The following is a 20,989-nucleotide window of genomic DNA, read 5'->3' as shown; positions in this document are numbered from 1 at the left end:
AATCCCGGCCTTCCCCTTTTTCAGATCCCATTGCCCCGACCCGAACCCGGCACGCCGCCGGCCCGGCGGGCAAGGCGCCCGCTGGCGGCCCGGCGTGCGCTCCTTCGGTATCGGGCCGCCCCTCGTGTGCGAGGTTTCGGAGCAGTTGCATGTTGTACCCCCAGGAATTTGATGTGATCGTCGTCGGCGGAGGCCATGCCGGCACCGAGGCCGCGCTCGCCGCCGCCCGCATGGGCAGCAAGACGCTGCTGCTCACCCACAACATCGAGACGCTGGGCCAGATGAGCTGCAATCCCAGCATCGGCGGCATCGGCAAGGGCCACCTCGTGAAAGAGGTGGACGCGCTCGGCGGTGCCATGGCACTCGCGACGGACGAGGGCGGTATCCAGTTCCGCATCCTCAACAGTTCCAAGGGCCCGGCCGTGCGGGCCACCCGCGCTCAGGCCGACCGCATCCTCTACAAGGCCGCGATCCGCCGGATGCTGGAGAACCAGCCCAACCTGTGGCTGTTCCAGCAGGCCGTGGACGACCTGATGGTGGAAGGCGACCGCGTGGTGGGCGCCATCACGCAGGTGGGCATCGCCTTCCGCTCGCGCACGGTGGTGCTGACGGCCGGCACCTTCCTGGACGGCAAGATCCACGTCGGCCTGAACAACTATTCCGCGGGCCGCGCGGGCGACCCGCCGGCGGTGAGCCTGTCGGCGCGCCTCAAGGAATTGCAGCTGCCGCAGGGGCGTCTCAAGACCGGCACGCCGCCGCGCATCGACGGCCGCAGCATCGATTTCAGCCAGTGCGAGGAGCAGCCTGGGGATGGCATGCCCGGCGGCGTGAACGAGGGCGCGGTGCCGGTGTTCAGCTTCATGGGCAGCGCGGCGATGCACCCGCGCCAGGTGCCGTGCTGGATCACGCACACCAACGAACGCACGCACGAGATCATCCGCTCCGGCTTCGACCGCAGCCCCATGTTCACCGGCAAGATCGAGGGCGTGGGGCCGCGCTACTGCCCGAGCGTGGAAGACAAGATCAACCGCTTCGCGGACAAGGACAGCCACCAGATCTTCCTGGAGCCGGAAGGGCTGACCACGCACGAGTTCTACCCCAACGGCATCAGCACCAGCCTGCCGTTCGACGTGCAGTACGACTTGGTGCGTTCCATGCGCGGGCTGGAGAATGCCCACATCCTGCGCCCGGGCTACGCCATCGAATACGACTATTTCGACCCGCGCTCGCTCAAGAGCAGCTTCGAGACGCGCCAGATCCAGGGCCTCTTTTTCGCGGGCCAGATCAACGGCACCACGGGCTACGAAGAGGCGGCGGCCCAGGGGCTGTTCGCCGGCATCAATGCCGCGCTGCAGTGCCGGGGCGAGGCAGCGTGGGTGCCGCGCCGCGACGAAGCCTACCTGGGCGTGCTCGTGGACGATCTGATCACCAAGGGCGTGACCGAGCCCTACCGCATGTTCACCAGCCGCGCCGAATTCCGCCTGCAGCTGCGCGAAGACAACGCCGACATGCGCCTGACGGAAGCCGGGCGCCGCATGGGGCTGGTTCAGGATGCGCGCTGGGACGCCTTCAGCCGCAAACGCGATGCCGTGGCACGCGAAACCGAACGCCTGAAGTCCACCTGGGTGAACCCGCGCAATCTGCCGGCCGAGGAATCCGCGCGCGTGCTCGGAAAGCCGATCGAGCACGAATACAACCTGTTCGATCTGCTGCGCCGGCCGGACGTGTCGTATGGGACGCTCATGGGCATGAACGCCGGCAAATACGCCAGTGCGGATGTTTCACGTGAAACACTGGGTGACCTGAGCGAGCCCGTGCTGGAACAGGTCGAGATCGCAGCCAAGTACTCGGGCTACATCGACCGGCAGCGGGACGAAGTGCAGCGCGCCTCCCACTACGAGAGCCTGCACTTGCCGCAGGAGCTGGATTACATGCAGGTGGCGGCGCTTTCCATCGAGGTGCGCCAGAAGCTGCAGAAGCACCGCCCCGAGACGCTCGGCCAGGCATCGCGGATTTCCGGCGTGACGCCGGCTGCCGTGTCGCTGCTGCTGGTGCACTTGAAGAAAGGCGGCTTTCGCGGGTTCTCGGCCCAGCCCGCCGTGGAGGCCGCGGCATGATGGCCGCAGGGGCTGCATCGGCGCTGGCCGGGCCGCTGAGCGAAGGCCTGGAACGACTGGGGCTGTCCCTCACCGAAACCCAGCATGCGCAATTGCTGGAGTTCCTTGCCCTGCTGCAGAAGTGGAACAAGGTCTACAACCTGACAGCCGTGCGCGATCCGCAGGAAATGCTCACCCACCATCTGCTGGACAGCCTCGCCGCGGTGCCGCCGCTGCAGCGGCATTTGTCCAGCCTGGGTACCCGTGGGCAGGCAGCCCGGTTGCTGGACGTAGGCTCCGGCGGCGGCCTGCCGGGCGTGGTGTTCGCCATCTGCTGCCCACAATTGCAGGTGAGCTGTGTCGATACGGTGGCCAAGAAGGCGGCCTTCGTGCAGCAGGTGGCCGTCTCGCTGCAACTGCGCAACCTGAAGGGCATCCACGCGCGCGTGGAGAACCTCGAAGGCCCGTTCGACGTGGTGAGCTGCCGGGCCTTCGCCTCGCTGCCGGATTTCGTTTCCTGGTCACAGGCGGCGCTGGCGGGCGACGGCATCTGGCTGGCGATGAAGGGCAAGCATCCGGCCGATGAAATCGCCGCGCTGCCTGCACGGGCCGAGGTGTTTCACGTGGAACCACTGGCGGTGCCGGGCCTGGGCGCCGAGCGCTGCATCGTCTGGATGCGCCCCCGCGAAGACGTAACGGACGGCACGCCAGCACCCGGCGACGGAGCACTGGCTTAAACTCCCGCTTCCAATTTTCGGGGGTGCTGATGTTTGGCATTGCGGACTACGGCGCATTCGTCGCCGCCATCCTGTTGTTCCTGGCCATTCCCGGCCCGGGCAATCTGGCGCTGGTCACCTCCACCGGCAAGGGCGGCGTGCGCGCCGGCCTGGCGGCCACGCTCGGCGTGATCGCGGGCGACCAGGTGCTGCTGTGGATGGCCGTGGCCGGCGTGGCTGCGCTGCTGGCGGCCATGCCCGCGGTCTTCCACGCCGTGCAGTGGCTCGGCGCCGCCTACCTGGCCTGGATGGGCCTTCGCATGCTGCTGGCCCGCCCGGGCTCGTCCCCGGTGATCGCCATCCAGCCACGGCACTACTTCCGGCAGGCTGCCCTCATCACGCTGCTCAATCCCAAGGCGATCGTTTTCTACATGGCGTTCTTCCCGCTCTTCGTCGATCCGGCGCACCACCGCGGCCTGCTGACTTTTGGCGTGATGGCCGCCACGATCGCCGGCCTCACGTTCCTCTACGGTCTTGCCGTGGTGTTGCTCACGCACCGCATGGCCGAGGGCATGCGCGCGCGGCCGGTGGTTGGCCGGGTGCTGGAGAAGGTCGCCGGAACCTTCCTGCTGGGCTTCGGCATCAAGCTGGCGGTCTCCAGCTGACCGACCGGTGGCCCCGCACCGACCGACCTGCTTCCGCTGTCCGCCTTTTCCCTTCCGCCCGCTTCCACTTCCCGTCCTCCCGGCGCTCTTCCCGCATCCTCCATGGCCAAGATCTTCTGCATTGCCAACCAGAAAGGCGGCGTCGGCAAGACGACGACCTCCGTCAACCTCGCCGCCGGCCTCGCCAAGGTGGGCCAGCGCGTGTTGCTGGTGGACCTCGATCCCCAGGGCAACGCCACCATGGGCTCGGGCGTGGACAAGCGCGCGCTCGAACTCACGGTGTACGACGTGCTGCTCGAATCCGCCTCGGTGCAGGAGGCGGCGGTGCTGTCGGAGCAGTGCGGCTACCGCGTGCTGGGCGCGAACCGCGAACTCGCGGGCGCCGAAGTGGAGCTGGTGGCCCTGGAGCAGCGCGAGCGGCGCCTGAAGAGCGCGCTGGCCGCGGTGGACAAGGATTTCGACTTCATCCTCATCGACTGCCCGCCGAGCCTGTCGATGCTGACGCTCAACGGCCTGTGCTGCGCCAACGGCGTGATCGTGCCGATGCAGTGCGAGTACTTCGCGCTGGAAGGCCTCACCGACCTCGTCAACACGATCAAGCAGGTGCATGCCAACCTCAACAAGGATCTGCAGATCATCGGCCTGCTGCGCGTGATGTTCGATCCGCGCATCACGCTGCAGAGCCAGGTCAGCGAGCAGCTCAAGGACCATTTCGGCGACAAGGTGTTCAGCACCGTGATCCCGCGCAACGTGCGGCTGGCCGAGGCGCCCAGCTATGGCCTGCCGGGCGTGGTGTTCGATCCGAACGCCAAGGGCAGCCAGGCATTCATCGACTTCGCGCGCGAGATGGTCAAGCGCGTCAAGCGGATGTGATTTTGCTATCAAAAGAGTAGCATGAGCCCCGAAGACGTCCTCATCCTGCCGGGCTGGCAGAACTCCAGCCCCGACCACTGGCAGAGCCGCTGGGAGGCCCGCTACGGCTACCGGCGCGTGGAGCAGCACGACTGGATGCATCCGCTGCGCGGCGACTGGACCGCGCGGCTGGAGGACGTCGTGGGCGACGCGCCCCGGCCCGTCGTGCTCGTGGCCCACAGCCTGGGCTGCATCCTCACTGCATGGTGGGCCGCGCACACGCGGCACGCCGGCAAGGTGCGCGGCGCGCTGCTGGTGGGCCCCGGCGACGTGGCGCGCCCCGACATCGCCGCGCTGCTGCCCGGCTGGACGCCCATCGTGCGCGCGGCGCTGCCGTTCCCCGCGGTGCTGGTGGGCAGCCAGGACGACCCGTACTGCGCCCTGGAGCGCGCCCGGGCGATGGCTGCCGATTGGCATGCGCGTTTCGTGGATGCCGGCGCCTGCGGGCACCTGAATGCCGCATCGGGCCTGGGCGACTGGGACGCGGGGCATGCGCTGATCGCGCCCTGGGTGGCGGCGCGCTGATGGCGTGGCGCCGCGCCGGTACGCCTCCCACGCTGCAGCCGCCGCAACCCGGCGGCCGGCGCGGGCGTGCGGTCGCTGTCCTGGCAGAAGGGCTGCAGGCTCTGGCCGCGGGCGGTGCGCTCTTTTCCGTGCCCATCGCCCTGGCGGTCGGCAAGGCCGCCCTGGCCGGGGTGCTCGCGCTCATCGGTCTGGGCATCTGGATACGACTGGCGCGCCGCCGCCGTGCCGCGCGCATGCCGGGGCCCGCCATTCCGTTGGGGCCGGGCATGGTGCTGTCCGGCCTCGCCGCTCTGGGGGCCGCCGTGGAGACCGCCGTGCTGGTCGAAGCCACGGGCCTGCCGGTGCGCCAGTTGCAGCCCGGTTTCGCCCCATCGAATTGGGCGTGGGTGCTGGGCACGCTGGCCGTGCTGTTCTGGGGGCAGCGCGCGCTCTTGCGACGGCTGTGGCAGGCATGGCGCCCCGCGGCTGACACTCCCCGCTGAATTTCCACCTTTCTTTCGGATCACATCGCATGGCAACCAAGAAACCCAAGGGCCTCGGCCGTGGCCTCGAAGCGCTGCTCGGCCCCAAGGTCGCGGAGGCGGCTCCCGGCGCGCAGGGCGGTGCATCCGCCGCCCCGGCGGCACCGTCCGCGCTGCCGCTCGACGACATGGTGCCCGGCATCTACCAGCCGCGCACGCGCATGGACGAGGGCGCGCTCTACGAGCTGGCCGAGAGCATCAAGGCGCAGGGCATCATGCAGCCCATCCTCGTGCGCCGCCTGGCGCAGGGCGAGAACGCGGGCCGCTACGAGATCATCGCGGGCGAGCGGCGCTTCCGGGCCGCGCGCATCGCGGGGCTGGCCGAGGTGCCGGTGCTGGTGCGCGATGTGCCGGACGAGTCCGCCGCGGCGATGGCGCTGATCGAGAACATCCAGCGCGAAGACCTGAACCCGCTCGAAGAGGCGCAGGGCCTCGCGCGCCTCGTAAAGGAATTCGGCCTGACGCACGAGCAGGCGGCGCAGGCCGTGGGCCGCTCGCGCAGCGCCGCCAGCAACCTGCTGCGCCTGCTGAACCTCGCCGAGCCGGTGCAGACCATGCTGATGGCAGGCGACATCGACATGGGCCATGCGCGCGCGCTGCTGTCGCTGGACCGCGCCGCGCAGATCACCGCCGGCAACCAGATCGCGGCGCGCAAGCTGTCGGTGCGCGAGGCCGAGGGGCTGGTGAAGAAGATCGGCGCGGAATTCAGCCTCGCGCCGCAGAAGTCCCGCAAGGACGCCAAATCGCGCGACCTCAAACGGGTGGAAGAGGAACTCTCCGACCTGCTGATGGCCGAGGTGGAGGTGCGCGTGAAGAAGCGCGTGAAGCGCGGCGGCCGCACCGAGGAAGTCGGCGAGCTGGCGATCCAGTTCGGCTCGCTGGAGGCCCTCAACGGCCTCATAGAGCGCCTGCGCGGCGAAGACTGACCCCAGGGGTGCCCCGAGGGCGTCAAGAGCGCCCGAGGCTTTCTGGCGCCGTTGTCCTGCCGGTGCCGTCGCCCGCCCGGGCCGGGCCTCGGCGCTCCAGCCAGCCCATGGCCGCGAAACCGCAGGCCACGGCCAGCCACATCGTGGCGAAGCGGATGCCCACGGCGGCCAGGGCCGCGGTGCCCAGCGGCACGGCATGCAGCGCCAGCAGCGCGACGATGGTGGCCTCGGTCGTGCCGATGCCCGCGGGCAGCATCGATGCCGCGCCGGCCAGCATCGCGGTGGGATAGGTGGACAGGGCCGCGCGCAGCGGCAGCGCCGCGTCCAGGCCCTGCAGCAGCCACGCGAACGACGCCGCCACGCCGCCCCAGGCCACCAGGCCCAGCACGAAAGAGAGGGCCATGTCGCGCGGCGTGAGCCAGAGCCGGCAGCCCGACAGGCCCCGCGCCAGCGTGCGGCCCGCGCGGCCGGTGCGTCGCCAGCCGGCCGCGCGCAGGCGGGCGGCGGGGCGCTGCAGCCACCGGGGCCGCGCGGCCACCGCGGCGACGGCGCCGATCAGTCCCGCCACGAAGGCCAGCACGATGCCGAACAGCCGTCCCGACGGAATGGCCAGTGCCGCGAGCAGCGACACCGCCAGCAGATCGAAGGCGCGCTCGTAGACGAAGGCCGAGAGCGTGCGCGCGGCCGGCACGCCCCAGCGCGCGAAGTAGCGCGCGCGCACCAGCTCGCCCACCTTGCCCGGCGTGGCCGTGAAGGCGAAGCCCGCGAGATATCCCGCGAACCCCGCCAGCACCGGCACGCTGTGCCCGGCGCGGCGCAGCAGCCCGTACCAGCGCGCATAGCGCACCACGTAGGTGGCGAGGGACACCATCGCCATGCCGGGCAGCCAGACGGCCACGCGCGGCAGCTGCGCGAAGATCTGGTTGCGCGCATCCACCCACACCAGGGCCGCCACGTAGAGGGCCGTGCAGGCGAGGGCGGCGAAGAGGGCGCTGCGCGGGTTCACGGTGCCGGCCTCAACGCGGGGTGGGCTGCGCGGGCTGCTCGGCGAACGACCAGCGCTTGTGGCCCAGGTAGCTCGTGAACACCGGCACCACCACGCCCACGGCATGCGCGATCTCGGGCGCGAAATCCGTGACGCCGAGCGCGGGCAGCACCCATCGCAACAGCGCCATGCTCACGGCCCAGGTCTGCGCCACGGCGAGCAGGTTCACCAGCACGAAGAACATCGCCGACTTGCGGGTGGACTGCGTGCTCGCCTTGAAGACGAAGGCGCGCGCCAGCACGAAGGCGGTGCACATGCCCACGCAGTAGGCCGCGATCACGGCGGCGGAGAACGGCATCCAGTGGCTGAACGCGATGCGCGAGCCGAAGTTGGCGAGCGCCGCCACGCCGCCCGTCACCAGGAAGGCCAGGAACTGCCGGGAGCGGAAGGCGGCGATCACGGGCGTGGGCCTGTCGTGGAGGCGGTTGCGGCGGCCGCATCGCGCGCCATGCGGCGGCCGAAGCCGATGCTCTCGGAGATGCCTCGGTCCTCGGGGTAGTAGTAGGACGTATCGGCCACCCACAGGCCCTGCACCGGCAACTGCACGGGCGGCAGGCTCTCCAGGTAGTTGGGCGGGCAGATCGGCTGCGCGTAGCGGTAGCGGCTCGCGCGCATCGCGAGGAAGTCGCCCTCCTGCAGCGCGGGGTTGATGGTGCGCAGGTAGCGGCGCACCTTGTCGAGTAAAGCCTGGTCGGGCTCGGCGTACTTGGGGTGCTCGCCGGGCATGTAGAACGGCACGTAGACGATGGATTCCGGCAGCGGGCGCAGGTTGCTGTATTCCACCAGGCCCGGAATGTCCATGTCCGGGTCGTTCACGTTGAGCCAGAAGTTCTCGGTGAGGGGCTTGCGCAGCTTGGCGATCACGCAGACCACGGCGATGTTCTTCAGCGCCGCGAAGCGCGAGAGCACGTCCTGCGGCAGGTCCGGCATGAGGCGCGGCACGAAGGGCAGCGGCACGGTGCTGATCACCTTGTCGAAGGCCTCGAAGCCCTGCGCCGTCTCCACGCCCTGCACGCGGCCCGCTTCCATGCGCACCCGCGTCACGGGCGTGGACAGGCGGATCTCGCCGCCGTGCGCGCGGATGTCCGCGGCCATGCCGTCCAGCAGCGTGGCGGAGCCGCCCTCCAGGTGGCCGAGCTTTTCCTGCATGAGGCTGTAGCGCGAGCGGCCGATGCGGCGGATGCGGCTCCAGATCCAGGCGGCCGAGAGGTTGCCCGTGTGCTCGTAGAACTTGTACTCGAAGAGGCGGCGCCACAGCACCTCGTAGGCCTCCGCGCCCACCCACCGGCGGATCCAGCCCGTGGCCTCGACGCCGTCGAGCGGCTTCCAGTCATCCCGCTTGGTGGAGAGGAACGCATGCAGGCCGTAGCGGAACTTCGCCACCAGCCCCAGGCCCTGGAAGCGCAGCAGCGCCACCGGGTTGCCCCAGGCCTGCAGGCGCTTCTGGAACCAGTAGCCCATGCGCGTGGCGCGCCAGCGCATTTTGTCGGCCAGGCCCAGCTCGTCCAGCACCTGCAGGAAGTCGTGGTCGGAGGTGCAGTGGAAGTGGTAGTAGCGCTCGATCGGCAGGCCGTCGAAATCGAACATCGCGGTCATGCCGCCCACGCGGTCGTCGGCTTCGAACACCACCGGCCGGTGGCCGTCGCGCGCGAGCTGGTAGGCCACGGCCAGGCCCATGGGGCCGGCGCCTAGCACGGCGATGCGCTGGCCGGGCGTGGCCTGGGATGCGGCGGAAGAGGAAGCGGCGGCGGTCATCAGAACTCCAGCACCACGCGGCTGTACTCCGGGTGGTGGAAGGTTTCGTGGATGGCCTCGGCGAAGGGCGTGGCGCGCACGCCGAAGATGCCGGGCCAGTCGATCACCTCGAACTCGTCATGGGCCACGAGGGCCTTGAGCTGGTCGGCGGTGAAGGGCGGATCGCGGTCGAAGAGCGCCCACACCTTCAGCAGCAGGTAGAAGAGGCCGTAGGGAATCTTCACGATGGCGGCCTTCGCGCCGGTGGCGGCCTTGATGGTGCGGATGATGTCGATGTAGTCGACCTTCTCCAGCCCCGTGATGTTGAACACGCCGCCCACGCGGCGCTCCTCGATGCAGCGCACGATGATGCGGCAGAAGTCCGCCGCGTAGAGCGGCTGGCGCATGTAGCGGCCGCTGCCCGGGATCGGGAACACCGGCATCTTGCGCATGAAGCGCGACAGCCAGCCCAGGTGCTTGCGGTCGAACCAGCCGAACATCAGCGTGGGCCGCAGCACCACGCAGGGAATGCCGCTGGCCAGCACCATTTCTTCCTGGGCGCGCTTGGTGTCGGTGTAGTGGTCCTTGGCCACCGATTCCACCACCGAGGAGCTGATGTGCACGGTGTGGGGAATGCGGTGCTGCTGGATGAGCGCCAGGATGCGTTCGGTCGAGGTGAGGTTATTGCGCACGAACGGCTCGGCCTGCGGCGCGCCGATCTGCGCCTGCAGCATCACCACCGCGTCGGCGCCCTCGAAGTGCCGCTCCCAGTCGCCAGGCTCGGCAAGGTCGGCCAGTTCGGCGACGATGTCCGGGTGCATGCGGCGCAGGATCTCCAGGTTGGCGGCATGCTTGTCGAGCACGACGAGGTTCGCGTAGCCATGGAGCTTGAGGTGCGCGACGAGGTTCTGGCCGACCAGGCCGGCGCCGCCGGGCAGGACGATCTTGGTGTTTTGCTGCTGCATGGAAGAGGGGGAATGCATCGGGATCGGAAAGCTTGGAAAGGGCAGCCGTGTCAGGGCGCCGGTACGGGAGGCGTCAGCACCAGGGTGGCCGCGCAGGGCGTGCCGGCCGCCTGCAGCGTGACCGCGGCGGGCAGTGGAGCCGGCGCCGGCACCTGCAGGTAGGCCGTGAACATGAGGTAGCGCCCGGACGGGCCCGGCGCATGGTAGGGCGGCGTGCGCTTGCGCCAGCGGTCGGGCAGGCCGTAGCCGACCACCGTGCCGTCGGCGCCGACGAGTCGTACCGCCGCGAAAGGCGTGCGGTCCGGCTCCGGCAGCAGCCCGCCCTGCACGCGCACGAAGCGCGGCTCGCCGGGCAGGTGCTCCACCTGGTCCACGAAGGCGTGGCAGCGCGGGGGCAGGGCTGCGGCCCGCTCGCCCAGGGCGTGCGTCGCCTCCGCCAGGGCAGGCCGGCCGAACACGCCCGCACCCGCGGCGGTGGCCCTGCGGGCCAGCTCTGCTCCCAGTGCTTCGCTCCAGATCAGCATGCCGATGCGGCGCGTATCGTGCACGCCCATCTGCAGCGCCAGCGCGCCGGTGAGGCGCATGTGCGCGTGGTCGTTGCGCTCCACGTCGCGCGTCTGCACGACGAGCATGAGGGTCAGCAGCAAGACCAGCACGCCGAAGGCCGCGGCACGCGCGCCGCCGCGCAGGGCCGTGAGCCGCGGCGCGTACAGCACGGCGAGCGCGGCCCAGGCCATCAGCGTGGGGGTCGTGTAGCGGCTCGACAGCGCGCTCTCGAGCCCGAACTGCAGGCGCCCGCCGCTGGTCGCGAACGCGATGCCGCCGACGTAGGCCACGAAGCTCAGCAGGGCCAGATCCATTCGGTGCGCCTGCGGTGCGCGCAGGGCGCGGGGCAGCGCTGCCAGCGCCAGCAGCACGAACAGGGCCCCGAACGCCTGCCCGACGATCATCCACGAAGGGCCCAGATGCCGGGTGAGGTGCTGGAAGGGCGAGCCGAGGTAGAGCAGCGTGTAGACCACCATGCCCCCGGGATGCTCGCGCAGCGTCGCCATCACGCCGCCCCCGTGCCCGCCCGGTGAGACATAGCCGGCCGTGTATGCGGCGATGCAGAGGGCGGCCAGCAGCGCCAGCACGGCCGTGCGCTTCCATCCCAGCCGCGCGACGAGCGCGTAGAGCACCATCATCGGCAGCGCCATGACGCCGTTGACCATCGTGCCGATGCTGAGCACGCCGAGGGCGCAGGCCGCCACGAACCAGCCCTGCGCAGCGGGCGGGCGCGTCGCTCGGTAGAGGCAGTAGAACCCTGCGAGCGGCAGCAGCTGGGCGAGGAAGAACTGGCTCTGGAAGGCCCAGGTCAGGTTCTCCCGCTGCACCCAGGAAAACAGCCACAGCGCGAGCAGCACGGTGCCGGCGATCCACGTCCGGCGCGGCCCGTCCGCCAGCCGCGCCCGCAGGAAGGCGGACAGCACCGCGGCGCCGCATCCCGCGAGCAGGTAGTTGACCACGATCAGGAAGACCTGCTGGCCTCCGAACCAGGTGTACTCCATCCAGAAGAGGGCCTTGGCGAGCACCAGCCGGTGCTCGTTGAAGAGCCGCCACCAGGCCTGCCAGCCCGCGCCGCCGCGCACGTCGGTGTAGAACTCCAGCGCGCCCCACATGTCCCAGATGGGCACGGACGTGAAGCTGCGCCAGGCCGAGACCGCGGTGGCCAGGGCGTAGAGCGCCGCGAAGGCCAGCAGCAGCGCAAACGGCAGCTGCCGCCGCCAGGCGGGCGCGGCCCGCGGCGTGGAGTCTGGGGAAGGCGGGGCGTGTCCGTCCATGGTCCCGTCTTCAGATCTTCATGCGGTGGAACACGGCGCGCGGCAGGTGGCGGATCACCAGCATGATGAGTGCCCATTTCGCCGGGGCGTAGACCACCGGGGTGCCGCGCGCCATGCCGCGCACGATGGCGCCGGCCACGTCCTCGGGCGTCGCGAGCCGCGCGCCCTGCGCCTTCAGGTGCGCGGTCATCGGCGTATCCGTGGGCCCGGGCTTGACGAGGGTCACCCGCACGCCGGTGCCGGCCAGGCGGTGCTGCAGGCCCTGGGCGTAGCGCTCCACGAGGCCCTTGGCGGCGCCGTACACGTAGTTGGACTGGCGGCCGCGGTCGCCCGCCACCGATCCGATGATGCCGATGCGCCCGCGTCCCTGCGCCTGCTGGGCGCCCGCGAAGGCCTCGGCCCAGAGCGCGGGGGAGATGCCGTTCACTTCCAGCGCCTGCTGCGCCGCCGCGAGATCGGATTCACAGGCCGGCTGGTCGGGCAGGTTGCCGTGCGCGATGAGCACGAGGTCGGGCACGCCTTCGGCGCACACGCTGCGCACCGTGTCAGCGATGGCATCGGGCCGCAGCATATCGCCCGCGATGGATTCGATGCGGGTGCCGGGCTGGCGCACCTGCAGGTCCGCCGCGACCGAAGGCAGCCGTGCGGCGTCGCGGCCGATGAGCACCAGCCGGTCCACCGTGCCGGCGGCGAGCCAGAGGCGGGCGCAGTGGTGCGCGATGGCCGAGGTGGCGCCCACGATGGCGATGGTGCGGAAGGAGGAGGTATCGGACATGGCGGACGGAGGTGGCGGGCGGCGGAAGCGGCGCGAGCGGTGAAGGGATGGAAGAAGAAACCCGGAGGTATGGCGGGCCGGCGCGTCAGTCGCCGAACAGCCGCAGCGACATCGCGGAGCGGATGCGGGGATCGCGGTAGGGCAGGAATTCCGGCAGGCGCGGGTAGCCCGATTCGAACAGCGCGCGCGGCATGCGGGCGTCCTTCGCGGGATACAGCCGGCCGCCGGCCGCCGCCACCACGGTGTCGAGCCGCTCGAAGAGGCGCAGCGTGGACTCGCCCAGGTTCGGGAAATCGAGCGCCAGGGTCACGCCGGGCATCGGGAAACTCAGCAGGCCCGGCGGCGTGCGCTGCCCGAAGGTCTTGAGCACCCCGAGGAACGATCCCTGGCCCGACGCGGAGATCTCGCCGAGCAGTGCGGCCACCGCGCCTTCGCCGCCCTCGCGGGGCACGGCGCACTGGTACTGGTGGAAGCCGCGGCGGCCGTAGATGCGGTTCCACTCCAGCAGGTTGTCCAGCGGATAGAAGAACGGCTCGTAGTGCTGCAGGCGCCGGCCCGCGCGCTGCGCGTGCAGGTGGTAGTAGGCCGTGTTGAACGGCCGCAGGCTGAGGCGGTTGACCAGCGAGAACGGCGGTGCGAACGGCACGGTGCGCTTGCCGCCGCCGGGCGTGCGCGGCGGCGACGCCACCGGGCCGGGCACGTGGTTGCCGCGCATGAAGATGCCGCGCGCATCGGCGCCCGAGAGGCAGTCGATCCACGAGACGGTGTATTCCCAATCGGCTTCCGATGCGTCCGAGAGCTCGAAGAATTCCCGCAGGCTCGCGTAGGGCAGGGTTTCGGTGTCGAGCCACGGGCCGGCCACGCGCCGCAGCCGCAGCGTGGCCTGCGTGACGACGCCCGTCAGGCCCAGCCCGCCGACGGTGGCGGCGAACCAGTCGGGCCGCAGACCGGGCCCGCAGTGCATGCGCAGGCCGTCGGTGCGCAGCAGCTGCAGCGCGGCCACGTGGTCGCCGAAGCTGCCGTGCACATGGTGGTTCTTGCCGTGCACGTCGTTGGCGATCGCGCCGCCGACGGTGGCGAACTGCGTGCCGGGCGTCACGGGCAGCATCCATCCGCGCGGCACGAACGTGCGCTGGATGTCGCGCAGCAGCACGCCGGCCTCGCAGGTGAGTTCTCCCGTGGATTCGTTCCAGGCGATGAAGCGGTCGAGACCGCGCGTGGCCCAGAGCGCGCCGCCGGGGTTCAGGCAGACGTCGCCGTAGCTGCGCCCCATGCCGTGGGCCAGGCCGTGCTGCCCCTCCGCCAGCGGCAGGCGGGTAGGGGGATGGTCCGCGAGCGCATGCAGCGTGTGCTCCGCCGCCTGCAGCCGCCCCCAGGAATGCACCGCTACCACGGCAACCCCAGGGCCGCCACGGCCAGCGCCAGCACGAACACCGCGCCTGCCGCGAGGCTGGCGCGGTCCTTGCAGGCGAACACGAGCGGATCGTCGTGCATCTGGCCGCGTGCCGCGCGCAGCCACATCCAGCTCACCCAGAAGGCCAGCACCGGCACGGTGGCCCAGACCAGGTCGGGCGCGCGGTACATGGTCATCACGGTGTCGCTGTTGAGGTAGAGGGCGAGCACCACCACGGAGGTATAGCCGGCCGCCACGCCCAGGCTCTGCACCATCGGCGCATCCGAGGTGAGGTAGCCGCGTCCGTGGGCCTGCGTCTTGCCCGCGGCCTGCTGCACGAGCAGTTCCGCATAGCGCTTCACGAAGGCCAGCGACAGGAACAGGAAGCCCGAGCAGGCGATCAGCCAGAACGACAGCGGCTGCGCGATGGCCGCCGCGCCCGCCACCAGGCGCAGCGTGTAGAGCACGGCGAGCGCCACGCAGTCCACCAGCACCCAGCGCTTGAGCGCCAGCGAGTAGGCCCAGGTGGTCGCGAAATAGACCAGCAGCCATGCGAGGAAGGCCGGGGCGGTGGCCCAGGCCAGCGCGAGGCTCGCGCCCGCCAGCACGGGCACCAGCGCCACGCCCTGCCACGCCGGCAGCGTGCCGGCGGCGAACGGCCGCAGCCGCTTGCGCGGATGCTGGCGGTCGCTCTCCAGATCCAGCAGGTCGTTCGCGAGATAGACGGAGGAGGCGCACAGCCCGAACGCCACGAAAGCCATCAGCAGTTGCGTCCACGCCGCGCCGTCGCCCAGGCGGTGCGCCGCCATGAGCGGCACGAACAGCAGCAGGTTCTTCATCCACTGGTGCAGGCGCAGTGCCTTGCGCCATGCGGTGACGCCGGCCGCGGCCGCAGGGAAGCTGCGCTGCACGTTGCCCTGCGCTTCGGCGCGGCGCGCGACGGATGCCGGGGCATTCACCACGATGGCCGCGCGCGCGGCACGCCAGACGGGCAGGTCGGCGCGCGAATTGCCCGCGTAGTCGAAGCCGCGCTCGCCGAAGGCCCGCACCAGCGCATCGGCTTTCGCCGGGCCGGCGAGGTTGGTGGCGCCGTCGCTCGCCATCACCGCGTCGAAACAGCCCAGGTGGGCGGCGATCGCATCGGCCAGCGCCTGGTCGGAGGCCGTGCACAGCACGACGCGCCGCCCCGTGGCGCGCTGCTCGCGCAGCCAGGCGACGAGCGGCTGGTTGTAGGGCAGATGGGCGACCGGAACCTCCACCTGCTGCGCGATGCGGCGCTTGAGGGCCGCCTTGCCGCCTGCCAGCCACACGGGCAGCGCCAGCGCCTTCCAGGGCGCGTCGCGCACCAGCTGCAGGGAGCTCTCGTGCAGCATGTCGGTGAGCAGCAGCGTGCCGTCGAGGTCCACCACCAGGGGCAGGGCGTCGGCGCAGGGCGATGGATGGGAAGACGGACGCACGAAAGCCCTTGGCGGTACGAAAGTTCGGAAAACCCGGAGCGGAAGGCTTCCGGGGTGGCAACGGGTGTGGAAAAAGGAACAGCGGATTGTAGGAGGGGCAGGTGCAGGGGCTGTCCGCCTGCCGCGGCTCTCTCTCTACACTGCGCGTTACGCGGGCCGTTCCGCGTCTTCCTTCCTCCGTTCGACGACGAGACGCTTCCATGCAGATACCGCTGCCCTGGCCCCTTCCCGCCCTGCTGGCCTGGGCGGCCGCATGGCTGGCCTTCGCGCTGCTGCGCGGTGCGGCCGGCATGCCCTGGTGGGGCGCCTGGCTCGCGGGCTGCGCCGTCGGCGTGCTCGCCAGCCTCTGGGGTTCCACCCGCTGGCGGCAGGGCTTCATCGCGGCCGGCTTTCCCCTGTCCTTCCTGGCGGCCGGTGCCGCGCAGGTGCCCGCCTGGGCCTGGCTCGCGCCCCTGGGCGTGCTGCTGCTGGTCTATCCGCTCAACGCCTGGCGCGACGCGCCGCTGTTCCCCACCCCGCAGCGCGCGCTCGACGGCCTGCCGGATGCCGCACCCCTGGAGCCCGGCGCCGCCGTGCTCGACGCGGGCTGCGGCCTGGGCCACGGCCTGCGTGCGCTGCGCCGCGTCTATCCCGCCGCGCGCCTGGAGGGGCTGGAATGGAGCTGGCCGCTGCGCTGCCTGTGCGCGCTGCGCTGCCCGTGGGCGCGGGTGCGCCGCGGCGACATCTGGCGCGCGCCCTGGGGCGGCTACCGGATGGTCTACGTGTTCCAGCGGCCGGAGAGCATGGCGCGCGCGGCGGCCAAGGCCCGCGCCGAGATGGCCGCGGACGCCTGGCTGGTCAGCCTCGCCTTTGAGGTGCCGGAGGCCGCGCCCGAGGCCGTGCTGCGGCCCGTGGACGGCCACCCGGTCTGGATCTACCGGGTGGGGCGCCTGCCCCCGCCGTCTGGGCGTGGGCAGACCCCGGCGCTATGATTCGGCGCCGCCGCGCGACGGCTGCGCCGCACTGCCGAGCGCTGCCGGGCGCGGCCCTTTTATTCCCCTGTGTTTATCCCGAAAGGAATTTCTCCCATGTTCCAGAAGACCTTCACCCTGCTGGCGGTGGCCTGCGCCGCGGCGCTGCTGTCGGGTTGCGAGACCACGAACATGCGCATGGGCAGCGCGGAGTCCAAGACGGTGGCGACGGGCGCGGCGGCCGGCGAGTCGTCGGCGAATGCGAACACGCAATTGGAGCGCTGCTCCTCGCCGCTGGGTACGGTGTCGCTGGTGGAGAACCAGGATGCGGGCTGGTACACGATCCTGCGCAATGAGTACCGCCTGCCGCCCACGTCGAACCTGCTGCGGCTGCTGGTGCAGCAGTCGAACTGCTTCGTGGTGGTCGAGCGCAGCATGGCGGGCATGGGCGCGATGAACCGCGAGCGCGCCCTCATGCAGTCGGGCGAAATGCGCGGCGGCAGCAACTTCGGGCAGGGCCAGATGGTGGCCTCGGACTACGGCATGTCGCCGGAGATCATCTTCTCCAACAGCGACGCGGGCGGCATCGGCGGCGCGCTGGGTGCGCTCATCGGCGGCGGCAGCGGCCGGGCGATCGGCGCGCTGGGCGGCTCGCTGAAGACGCGCGAGGCGAGCGCGATGCTGACGCTGGTGGACAACCGCTCGGGCGTGCAGGTGTCGGTGTCGGAAGGCAGCGCGTCCAAGAGCGACTTCGCGGGCTTCGGCAGCCTGTTCGGCGGCTCGGCCGGGGGCAACCTGGGCGGCTACCAGAACACCTCGCAGGGCAAGGTGCTGACGGCGGCGTTCATGGACGCGTACAACCAGATGGTGGTGGCGCTGCGCAGCTACAAGGCGCAGAAGGTGCAGGGCCAGGGTCTGGGCGGTGGTGGCCGCCTGGGCGTGGACGGTGGCGCAGCCCCGTCGCAGACGAAGGCCGGCGCGTCGATGTCGGTGCGTGAAGCCCAGGCGCGTCTGAATGCGCTGGGCTACGACGTGGGCACGCCGGACGGCGGCATGGGCCCGAAGACGTCGAACGGCCTGCGGGCGTTCCAGAAGGACAAGGGCCTGCCGGTGACGGGGCGGCTGGATGCCGCCACGACGGACGCGCTTTCGCGCTGAGCACGGCAGGGACCGCGAGGTCCCTGTTTTTTTTCCTGCGGAGCGTGGCCGTCGGCTCCCCGCGAAGGGCGCGATCGTGTGCCAGAGCGCGCTGCAGCGCACCCCGTGTCGACCGCCGCGGCCGACCGAATCGTTCTGAAACCTCCTGAATCCTCCCGGCACCGTGCCTGCGGCCGCCGAGGCCCCTATACTCCCGCCCGTTGGTGCTCGCGCGGCCGCTTCCGGCCGCGCAGTTAAACGGGAACCAGGAAGGGCCAGTCCGCCACGGACATCCGCCCCGGCCTGGGCTGCCCCCGCAACGGTCAGCGATGGAAGGCGCACGTGCATGAGCCGCGCGCCTTCGGCCCCTGGAACGATGCCCACTGGACAAGCCCTCGCGGCCTCCGGGAAGGGCCCGGGGAACCCGGCATGCCTGCCGCAACGCCAGCCCGGATACCGGCCGACAGGGGAGTGCGCGCGCTGCGCCGCGGCGTGCGCGTTCCATTTCACGGACCCTGCGGGGAGGCAGGGTGCGGGCGCGTTCGCCGCTGGGCGGGCGCATTTTCGTTCGTTGCATTCCCATGCCAGATTCTTCGGCGCAGTCCTCCGGGGCCTGCGAGACCGCCGCCACGGGGCCCGGCACCGTATGGTTCGTCGGGGCCGGTCCCGGCGATCCGGAACTCATCACCGTCAAGGGCCGCTCGCTCATCGAGCGCGCGGGCGCCATCCTGTTCGCGGGCTCGCTCGTGGACGAGGCCGCCACGCGCTGGGCGCCGCCCGGCTGCTCGATCGCCGACAGCAAGTCCATGACGCTCGACCAGATGGCCGCGTGGCTCGTGCTGCAGGCCCAGAAGCACCGCACCGTGGTGCGCCTGCAGACGGGCGATCCGGCCCTCTACGGCGCGCTGGTCGAGCTGGTGCAGCCGCTCGACGCGGCGGGCGTGCCGGTGCGCGTGGTGCCGGGCGTGTCGTCGGCCATGGCCTCGGCCGCGGCGGCGGTGGAGAGTTTCACGCTGCCCGAGGTGACCCAGAGCGTGATCTTCACCCGCGTGGAAGGCCGCACGCCGATGCCGCCGGGCGAATCGCTCGCCGAACTCGCGCGCCACCGCTGCACGCTCTGCATCTTCCTGTCGATCACGCTGCTGCACAAGGTGCAGGCCGGCCTGCGCGAAGCCGGCTGGCCCGACGACGCGCCGCTGCTGGTGGTGCACAAGGCCTCCTGGCCCGGCGAGGAGCGCATCGTGCGCTGCACCGTGGCCGACGTGCGCGAGCGCTGCCGCGAGGCCCAGGTGGTGAGCCAGGCCATGATCATCGCCAGCCCCACGCTGGGGGCCCGCCAGTGGCAGCAGCTCGCCAAATCCAAGCTCTACGACCCGGGCTTCACCCACCGCTTCCGCCGCGCGAGCGATGCGCCGCAGGGCGCGGAAGCCTCCAGTCCCCTGACGGACATCCCACAGGACACCCCACGATGACGCACCTGCACGCTCCGCATGCCCATGGGCACTCCCACGAACACGGCCACGGCCATGACCACGGCGACGGCGCGGGACTCGCTCCGGCCGCTGCCGTCCGCATCGGCGTCGGCGCCGTCGCGGTGCCCGCGCAGGCCGGCACCACCGTGCTGCTGGTCGGCCACGGCTCGCGCGAGCCCGAGGGCAACGACGAGATCCACGCCTTCGTGCGCCAGTGGCGCGAGCGCCAGCCCGGCTGGCGCATCGAGGTCTGCTTCATCGAATTCGCGCCGCCCGGCCTGCACGACGGCCTGCTGCTGGCCGCCAAGGGCAGCTCCCGCGTGCTGGTGCTGCCGCTCATCCTGAACGCGGCCGGCCATGTGAAGATGGAGATCCCTGAAGCCATCGAGCATGCGCGCGCGCACTGCCCGGGCGTCGAATTCCTCTACGGCCCGCACCTCACGGCCTGCGAGCCCATCCTGGCGATCCTGCAGCGCCAGCTGCGCCGCTGCATGCAGAAGCTCGACATGCCCGACCCCACCACCACCGGCGTGGTGCTGCTGGGCCGGGGCTCGTCCGACCGCCAGGCCAACGGCGACGTCGCCAAGATGGCGCGCTGGCTGCAGGAAGACAGCCACCACGAACTGGTCGAGATCGCCTTCACCGGCATCACCTGGCCGCGGCTGGAGCGCGTGGTGCAGCGCCAGGCGCTGCTGGGCATGAAGCAGATCGTGGTGCTGCCGTACTACCTCTACACCGGCACGCTGATGCAGCGCATCGCCCGGCAGGTGGAGCACCTGCGCGTGCAGTACCCCCAGGTGCGCTTCGCGCAGTCGGCCCACTTCGGCATGGAGCGCGAGATCTTCGAATTGCTGGAGCAGCGCGTGGCCGACCTGCAGGCCGGCCTGCCCGACAGCCGCCTGCCGTGCGACGGCTGCAAGTACCGCGAGATCGCCCACGAGCTGGGACACGGCCACAGCCACGAGCACACCCATGCCCATGCGCCCGCGGCCCCCGCCGAGGCAGCCGCCGAACACGCGCACGCGGATGAACATGCGCACGGCCACGGACATGATCACGCGCATGGGCACGGCGACCACGGGCATGAACACGGACATGCCCATGGGCACGCGCATGGCCACGATCACCACCCCGCCCATGCCGTCCCCCAGCCGGCCGGAGCCGCCGCATGAGCACGGTCAACACCGTCACCGAACAGCTCACGCGCGCCGGCCAGGCCATCGAGCACGACAGCTTCGCCATCATCGACGCCGAGGCCGGCCCGCACCCCTACACGGCGCAGCAGTGGCCCATCGTGCGCCGCATGATCCACGCCAACGCCGACTTCGAATTCAACGGCCTGACCGACTTCCACCCCGATGCGGTGGAAGCCGGCGTCGCCGCCCTGCTGCGCGGCGGCGCGCCCGTGGTGGCCGACGTGGAGATGATCTGCTCGGGCCTCTCGCAGCCGCGCCTGGCGCACTTCGGCATGCGCGCGCACCAGTTCATCAGCGACGCCGACGTGATCGCCCAGGCCCAGGCCGAGGACACCACCCGCGCCGTGCAGGCCATGCGCAAGGCGCACCGGCTGGGGCTGCTGCAAGGCGCCGTGGTCGGCATCGGCAATGCGCCCACCGCGCTCATCGAACTCGTGCGCCTGATCCGCGAAGAGGGCGTGCGCCCGGCCCTCGTGGTCGGCATGCCGGTGGGCTTCGTGTCCGCCGCCGAATCCAAGGACCTGATGGCCGATGTGGCCGAGGTGCCCTGGATCGTCATCCGCGGCCGCAAGGGCGGCTCCACCCTGGTGGTGGCCGCTTTGCACGCGCTGCTGGCGCTGGCCGAGGCGCGGCAGAAGCAACAGCAGCAGCAACAACCAGGCGCTGCCGGAGGCTGAACCCGCC

General features: G+C 71.1%; 20 protein-coding genes and 1 riboswitch. Of the genes, 12 read left to right on the top strand and 8 right to left on the bottom strand.

Annotation, left to right across the window (positions count from 1 at the left end; genetic code table 11):
* Positions 1 to 149: 149 nt before the first annotated feature.
* The 7 genes from mnmG to Q9R47_RS02435 all read left to right on the top strand — a co-directional run bounded on the left by mnmG (position 150) and on the right by Q9R47_RS02435 (position 6,361).
* Positions 150 to 2,117: a tRNA uridine-5-carboxymethylaminomethyl(34) synthesis enzyme MnmG gene (mnmG, locus tag Q9R47_RS02465; RefSeq protein WP_311231620.1), complete on the top strand. Its 1,968-nt coding sequence runs from the start codon at positions 150 to 152 to the stop codon at positions 2,115 to 2,117.
* Positions 2,117 to 2,833 carry a 16S rRNA (guanine(527)-N(7))-methyltransferase RsmG gene (gene rsmG / locus Q9R47_RS02460; RefSeq protein WP_311231897.1) on the top strand — a complete coding sequence of 239 codons (717 nt, stop codon included), beginning with the start codon at positions 2,117 to 2,119 and terminating at the stop codon, positions 2,831 to 2,833. The genes mnmG and rsmG overlap by 1 nt, the downstream gene beginning before the upstream one ends.
* 29 nt (positions 2,834 to 2,862) lie before the next feature.
* Positions 2,863 to 3,477: a LysE family transporter gene (locus Q9R47_RS02455; protein WP_311231619.1), complete on the top strand. Its 615-nt coding sequence runs from the start codon at positions 2,863 to 2,865 to the stop codon at positions 3,475 to 3,477.
* A gap of 102 nt (positions 3,478 to 3,579) precedes the next feature.
* A complete protein-coding gene (locus Q9R47_RS02450) occupies positions 3,580 to 4,350 on the top strand; it encodes an AAA family ATPase (RefSeq protein WP_311231618.1) in 771 nt (256 codons plus the stop codon).
* Between the two features lie 21 nt (positions 4,351 to 4,371).
* Complete coding sequence (locus Q9R47_RS02445) at positions 4,372 to 4,914, top strand: alpha/beta hydrolase (RefSeq protein ID WP_311231617.1); 543 nt, start codon at positions 4,372 to 4,374, stop codon at positions 4,912 to 4,914.
* Positions 4,914 to 5,396: a hypothetical protein gene (locus Q9R47_RS02440; RefSeq protein ID WP_311231616.1), complete on the top strand. Its 483-nt coding sequence runs from the start codon at positions 4,914 to 4,916 to the stop codon at positions 5,394 to 5,396. The genes Q9R47_RS02445 and Q9R47_RS02440 overlap by 1 nt, the downstream gene beginning before the upstream one ends.
* Before the next feature lie 29 nt (positions 5,397 to 5,425).
* Positions 5,426 to 6,361, top strand: a complete 936-nt coding sequence (locus Q9R47_RS02435) for a ParB/RepB/Spo0J family partition protein (RefSeq protein ID WP_311231615.1) — start codon at positions 5,426 to 5,428, stop codon at positions 6,359 to 6,361.
* Positions 6,362 to 6,383: 22 nt separating this feature from the next.
* Here Q9R47_RS02435 and Q9R47_RS02430 read toward each other — a convergent pair whose 3' ends face one another.
* The 8 genes from Q9R47_RS02430 to Q9R47_RS02395 all read right to left on the bottom strand — a co-directional run bounded on the left by Q9R47_RS02430 (position 6,384) and on the right by Q9R47_RS02395 (position 15,550).
* Positions 6,384 to 7,367, bottom strand: a complete 984-nt coding sequence (locus tag Q9R47_RS02430; RefSeq protein WP_311231614.1) for a lysylphosphatidylglycerol synthase transmembrane domain-containing protein — start codon at positions 7,365 to 7,367, stop codon at positions 6,384 to 6,386.
* 10 nt (positions 7,368 to 7,377) lie between these two features.
* Entirely contained in the window at positions 7,378 to 7,806 is a 429-nt protein-coding gene (locus tag Q9R47_RS02425; RefSeq protein ID WP_311231613.1) for a GtrA family protein, read from the bottom strand.
* Positions 7,803 to 9,161, bottom strand: a complete 1,359-nt coding sequence (locus Q9R47_RS02420; protein WP_311231612.1) for an NAD(P)/FAD-dependent oxidoreductase — start codon at positions 9,159 to 9,161, stop codon at positions 7,803 to 7,805. The genes Q9R47_RS02425 and Q9R47_RS02420 overlap by 4 nt, the downstream gene beginning before the upstream one ends.
* Positions 9,161 to 10,105, bottom strand: coding sequence for an NAD-dependent epimerase/dehydratase family protein (locus Q9R47_RS02415; protein ID WP_311231611.1), 945 nt, complete (start codon positions 10,103 to 10,105; stop codon positions 9,161 to 9,163). Before Q9R47_RS02415 ends, Q9R47_RS02420 begins: the two co-directional genes overlap by 1 nt.
* A 50-nt stretch (positions 10,106 to 10,155) precedes the next feature.
* Positions 10,156 to 11,925 (bottom strand): hypothetical protein, encoded by a 1,770-nt coding sequence (locus Q9R47_RS02410; RefSeq protein WP_311231610.1) that lies wholly within the window; start codon positions 11,923 to 11,925, stop codon positions 10,156 to 10,158.
* Positions 11,926 to 11,935: 10 nt separating this feature from the next.
* Positions 11,936 to 12,700 carry an SDR family NAD(P)-dependent oxidoreductase gene (locus Q9R47_RS02405; RefSeq protein ID WP_311231609.1) on the bottom strand — a complete coding sequence of 255 codons (765 nt, stop codon included), beginning with the start codon at positions 12,698 to 12,700 and terminating at the stop codon, positions 11,936 to 11,938.
* A gap of 85 nt (positions 12,701 to 12,785) precedes the next feature.
* Positions 12,786 to 14,093 carry an FAD-binding oxidoreductase gene (locus tag Q9R47_RS02400; protein WP_311231608.1) on the bottom strand — a complete coding sequence of 436 codons (1,308 nt, stop codon included), beginning with the start codon at positions 14,091 to 14,093 and terminating at the stop codon, positions 12,786 to 12,788.
* On the bottom strand, positions 14,087 to 15,550 hold the full coding sequence (locus Q9R47_RS02395; protein WP_311231607.1) for a UbiA family prenyltransferase: 1,464 nt from the start codon (positions 15,548 to 15,550) through the stop codon (positions 14,087 to 14,089). Before Q9R47_RS02395 ends, Q9R47_RS02400 begins: the two co-directional genes overlap by 7 nt.
* A 200-nt stretch (positions 15,551 to 15,750) precedes the next feature.
* Here Q9R47_RS02395 and Q9R47_RS02390 point away from each other — a divergent pair, with 200 nt between their 5' ends.
* The 5 genes from Q9R47_RS02390 to Q9R47_RS02370 all read left to right on the top strand — a co-directional run bounded on the left by Q9R47_RS02390 (position 15,751) and on the right by Q9R47_RS02370 (position 20,982).
* Positions 15,751 to 16,521, top strand: a complete 771-nt coding sequence (locus tag Q9R47_RS02390; RefSeq protein ID WP_311231606.1) for a class I SAM-dependent methyltransferase — start codon at positions 15,751 to 15,753, stop codon at positions 16,519 to 16,521.
* 96 nt (positions 16,522 to 16,617) lie between these two features.
* Positions 16,618 to 17,658 (top strand): peptidoglycan-binding protein, encoded by a 1,041-nt coding sequence (locus tag Q9R47_RS02385; RefSeq protein WP_311231605.1) that lies wholly within the window; start codon positions 16,618 to 16,620, stop codon positions 17,656 to 17,658.
* Between the two features lie 184 nt (positions 17,659 to 17,842).
* A riboswitch (cobalamin riboswitch) is annotated at positions 17,843 to 18,117 on the top strand.
* Positions 18,118 to 18,218: 101 nt separating this feature from the next.
* Positions 18,219 to 19,109 (top strand): precorrin-4 C(11)-methyltransferase, encoded by an 891-nt coding sequence (cobM, locus tag Q9R47_RS02380; RefSeq protein ID WP_311231604.1) that lies wholly within the window; start codon positions 18,219 to 18,221, stop codon positions 19,107 to 19,109.
* Positions 19,106 to 20,281, top strand: coding sequence for a sirohydrochlorin chelatase (locus tag Q9R47_RS02375; protein ID WP_311231603.1), 1,176 nt, complete (start codon positions 19,106 to 19,108; stop codon positions 20,279 to 20,281). Before cobM ends, Q9R47_RS02375 begins: the two co-directional genes overlap by 4 nt.
* Positions 20,278 to 20,982 (top strand): precorrin-8X methylmutase, encoded by a 705-nt coding sequence (locus Q9R47_RS02370; protein ID WP_311231602.1) that lies wholly within the window; start codon positions 20,278 to 20,280, stop codon positions 20,980 to 20,982. Before Q9R47_RS02375 ends, Q9R47_RS02370 begins: the two co-directional genes overlap by 4 nt.
* Positions 20,983 to 20,989: the final 7 nt, after the last annotated feature.

Source organism: Acidovorax sp. PRC11, from assembly GCF_031844105.1.
In the GTDB taxonomy this organism is placed as follows: Bacteria; Pseudomonadota; Gammaproteobacteria; order Burkholderiales; family Burkholderiaceae_C; genus Paracidovorax.
The sequence above is the reverse complement of the archived record's forward strand: the minus strand, read 5'-3'. Positions and strand labels throughout refer to the sequence as shown.

Excerpts from the sequence above, each read along its gene's own strand:
- mnmG (WP_311231620.1), top strand. The coding sequence starts at position 150 with ATGTTGTACCCCCAGGAATTTGATGTGATCGTCGTCGGCGGAGGCCAT.
- rsmG (WP_311231897.1), top strand. The coding sequence starts at position 2,117 with ATGGCCGCAGGGGCTGCATCGGCGCTGGCCGGGCCGCTGAGCGAAGGC.
- Q9R47_RS02455 (WP_311231619.1), top strand. The coding sequence starts at position 2,863 with ATGTTTGGCATTGCGGACTACGGCGCATTCGTCGCCGCCATCCTGTTG.
- Q9R47_RS02450 (WP_311231618.1), top strand. The coding sequence starts at position 3,580 with ATGGCCAAGATCTTCTGCATTGCCAACCAGAAAGGCGGCGTCGGCAAG.
- Q9R47_RS02445 (WP_311231617.1), top strand. The coding sequence starts at position 4,372 with ATGAGCCCCGAAGACGTCCTCATCCTGCCGGGCTGGCAGAACTCCAGC.
- Q9R47_RS02440 (WP_311231616.1), top strand. The coding sequence starts at position 4,914 with ATGGCGTGGCGCCGCGCCGGTACGCCTCCCACGCTGCAGCCGCCGCAA.
- Q9R47_RS02435 (WP_311231615.1), top strand. The coding sequence starts at position 5,426 with ATGGCAACCAAGAAACCCAAGGGCCTCGGCCGTGGCCTCGAAGCGCTG.
- Q9R47_RS02420 (WP_311231612.1), bottom strand. The coding sequence starts at position 9,161 with ATGACCGCCGCCGCTTCCTCTTCCGCCGCATCCCAGGCCACGCCCGGC.
- Q9R47_RS02415 (WP_311231611.1), bottom strand. The coding sequence starts at position 10,105 with ATGCAGCAGCAAAACACCAAGATCGTCCTGCCCGGCGGCGCCGGCCTG.
- Q9R47_RS02410 (WP_311231610.1), bottom strand. The coding sequence starts at position 11,925 with ATGGACGGACACGCCCCGCCTTCCCCAGACTCCACGCCGCGGGCCGCG.
- Q9R47_RS02405 (WP_311231609.1), bottom strand. The coding sequence starts at position 12,700 with ATGTCCGATACCTCCTCCTTCCGCACCATCGCCATCGTGGGCGCCACC.
- Q9R47_RS02390 (WP_311231606.1), top strand. The coding sequence starts at position 15,751 with ATGCAGATACCGCTGCCCTGGCCCCTTCCCGCCCTGCTGGCCTGGGCG.
- Q9R47_RS02385 (WP_311231605.1), top strand. The coding sequence starts at position 16,618 with ATGTTCCAGAAGACCTTCACCCTGCTGGCGGTGGCCTGCGCCGCGGCG.
- cobM (WP_311231604.1), top strand. The coding sequence starts at position 18,219 with ATGCCAGATTCTTCGGCGCAGTCCTCCGGGGCCTGCGAGACCGCCGCC.
- Q9R47_RS02375 (WP_311231603.1), top strand. The coding sequence starts at position 19,106 with ATGACGCACCTGCACGCTCCGCATGCCCATGGGCACTCCCACGAACAC.
- Q9R47_RS02370 (WP_311231602.1), top strand. The coding sequence starts at position 20,278 with ATGAGCACGGTCAACACCGTCACCGAACAGCTCACGCGCGCCGGCCAG.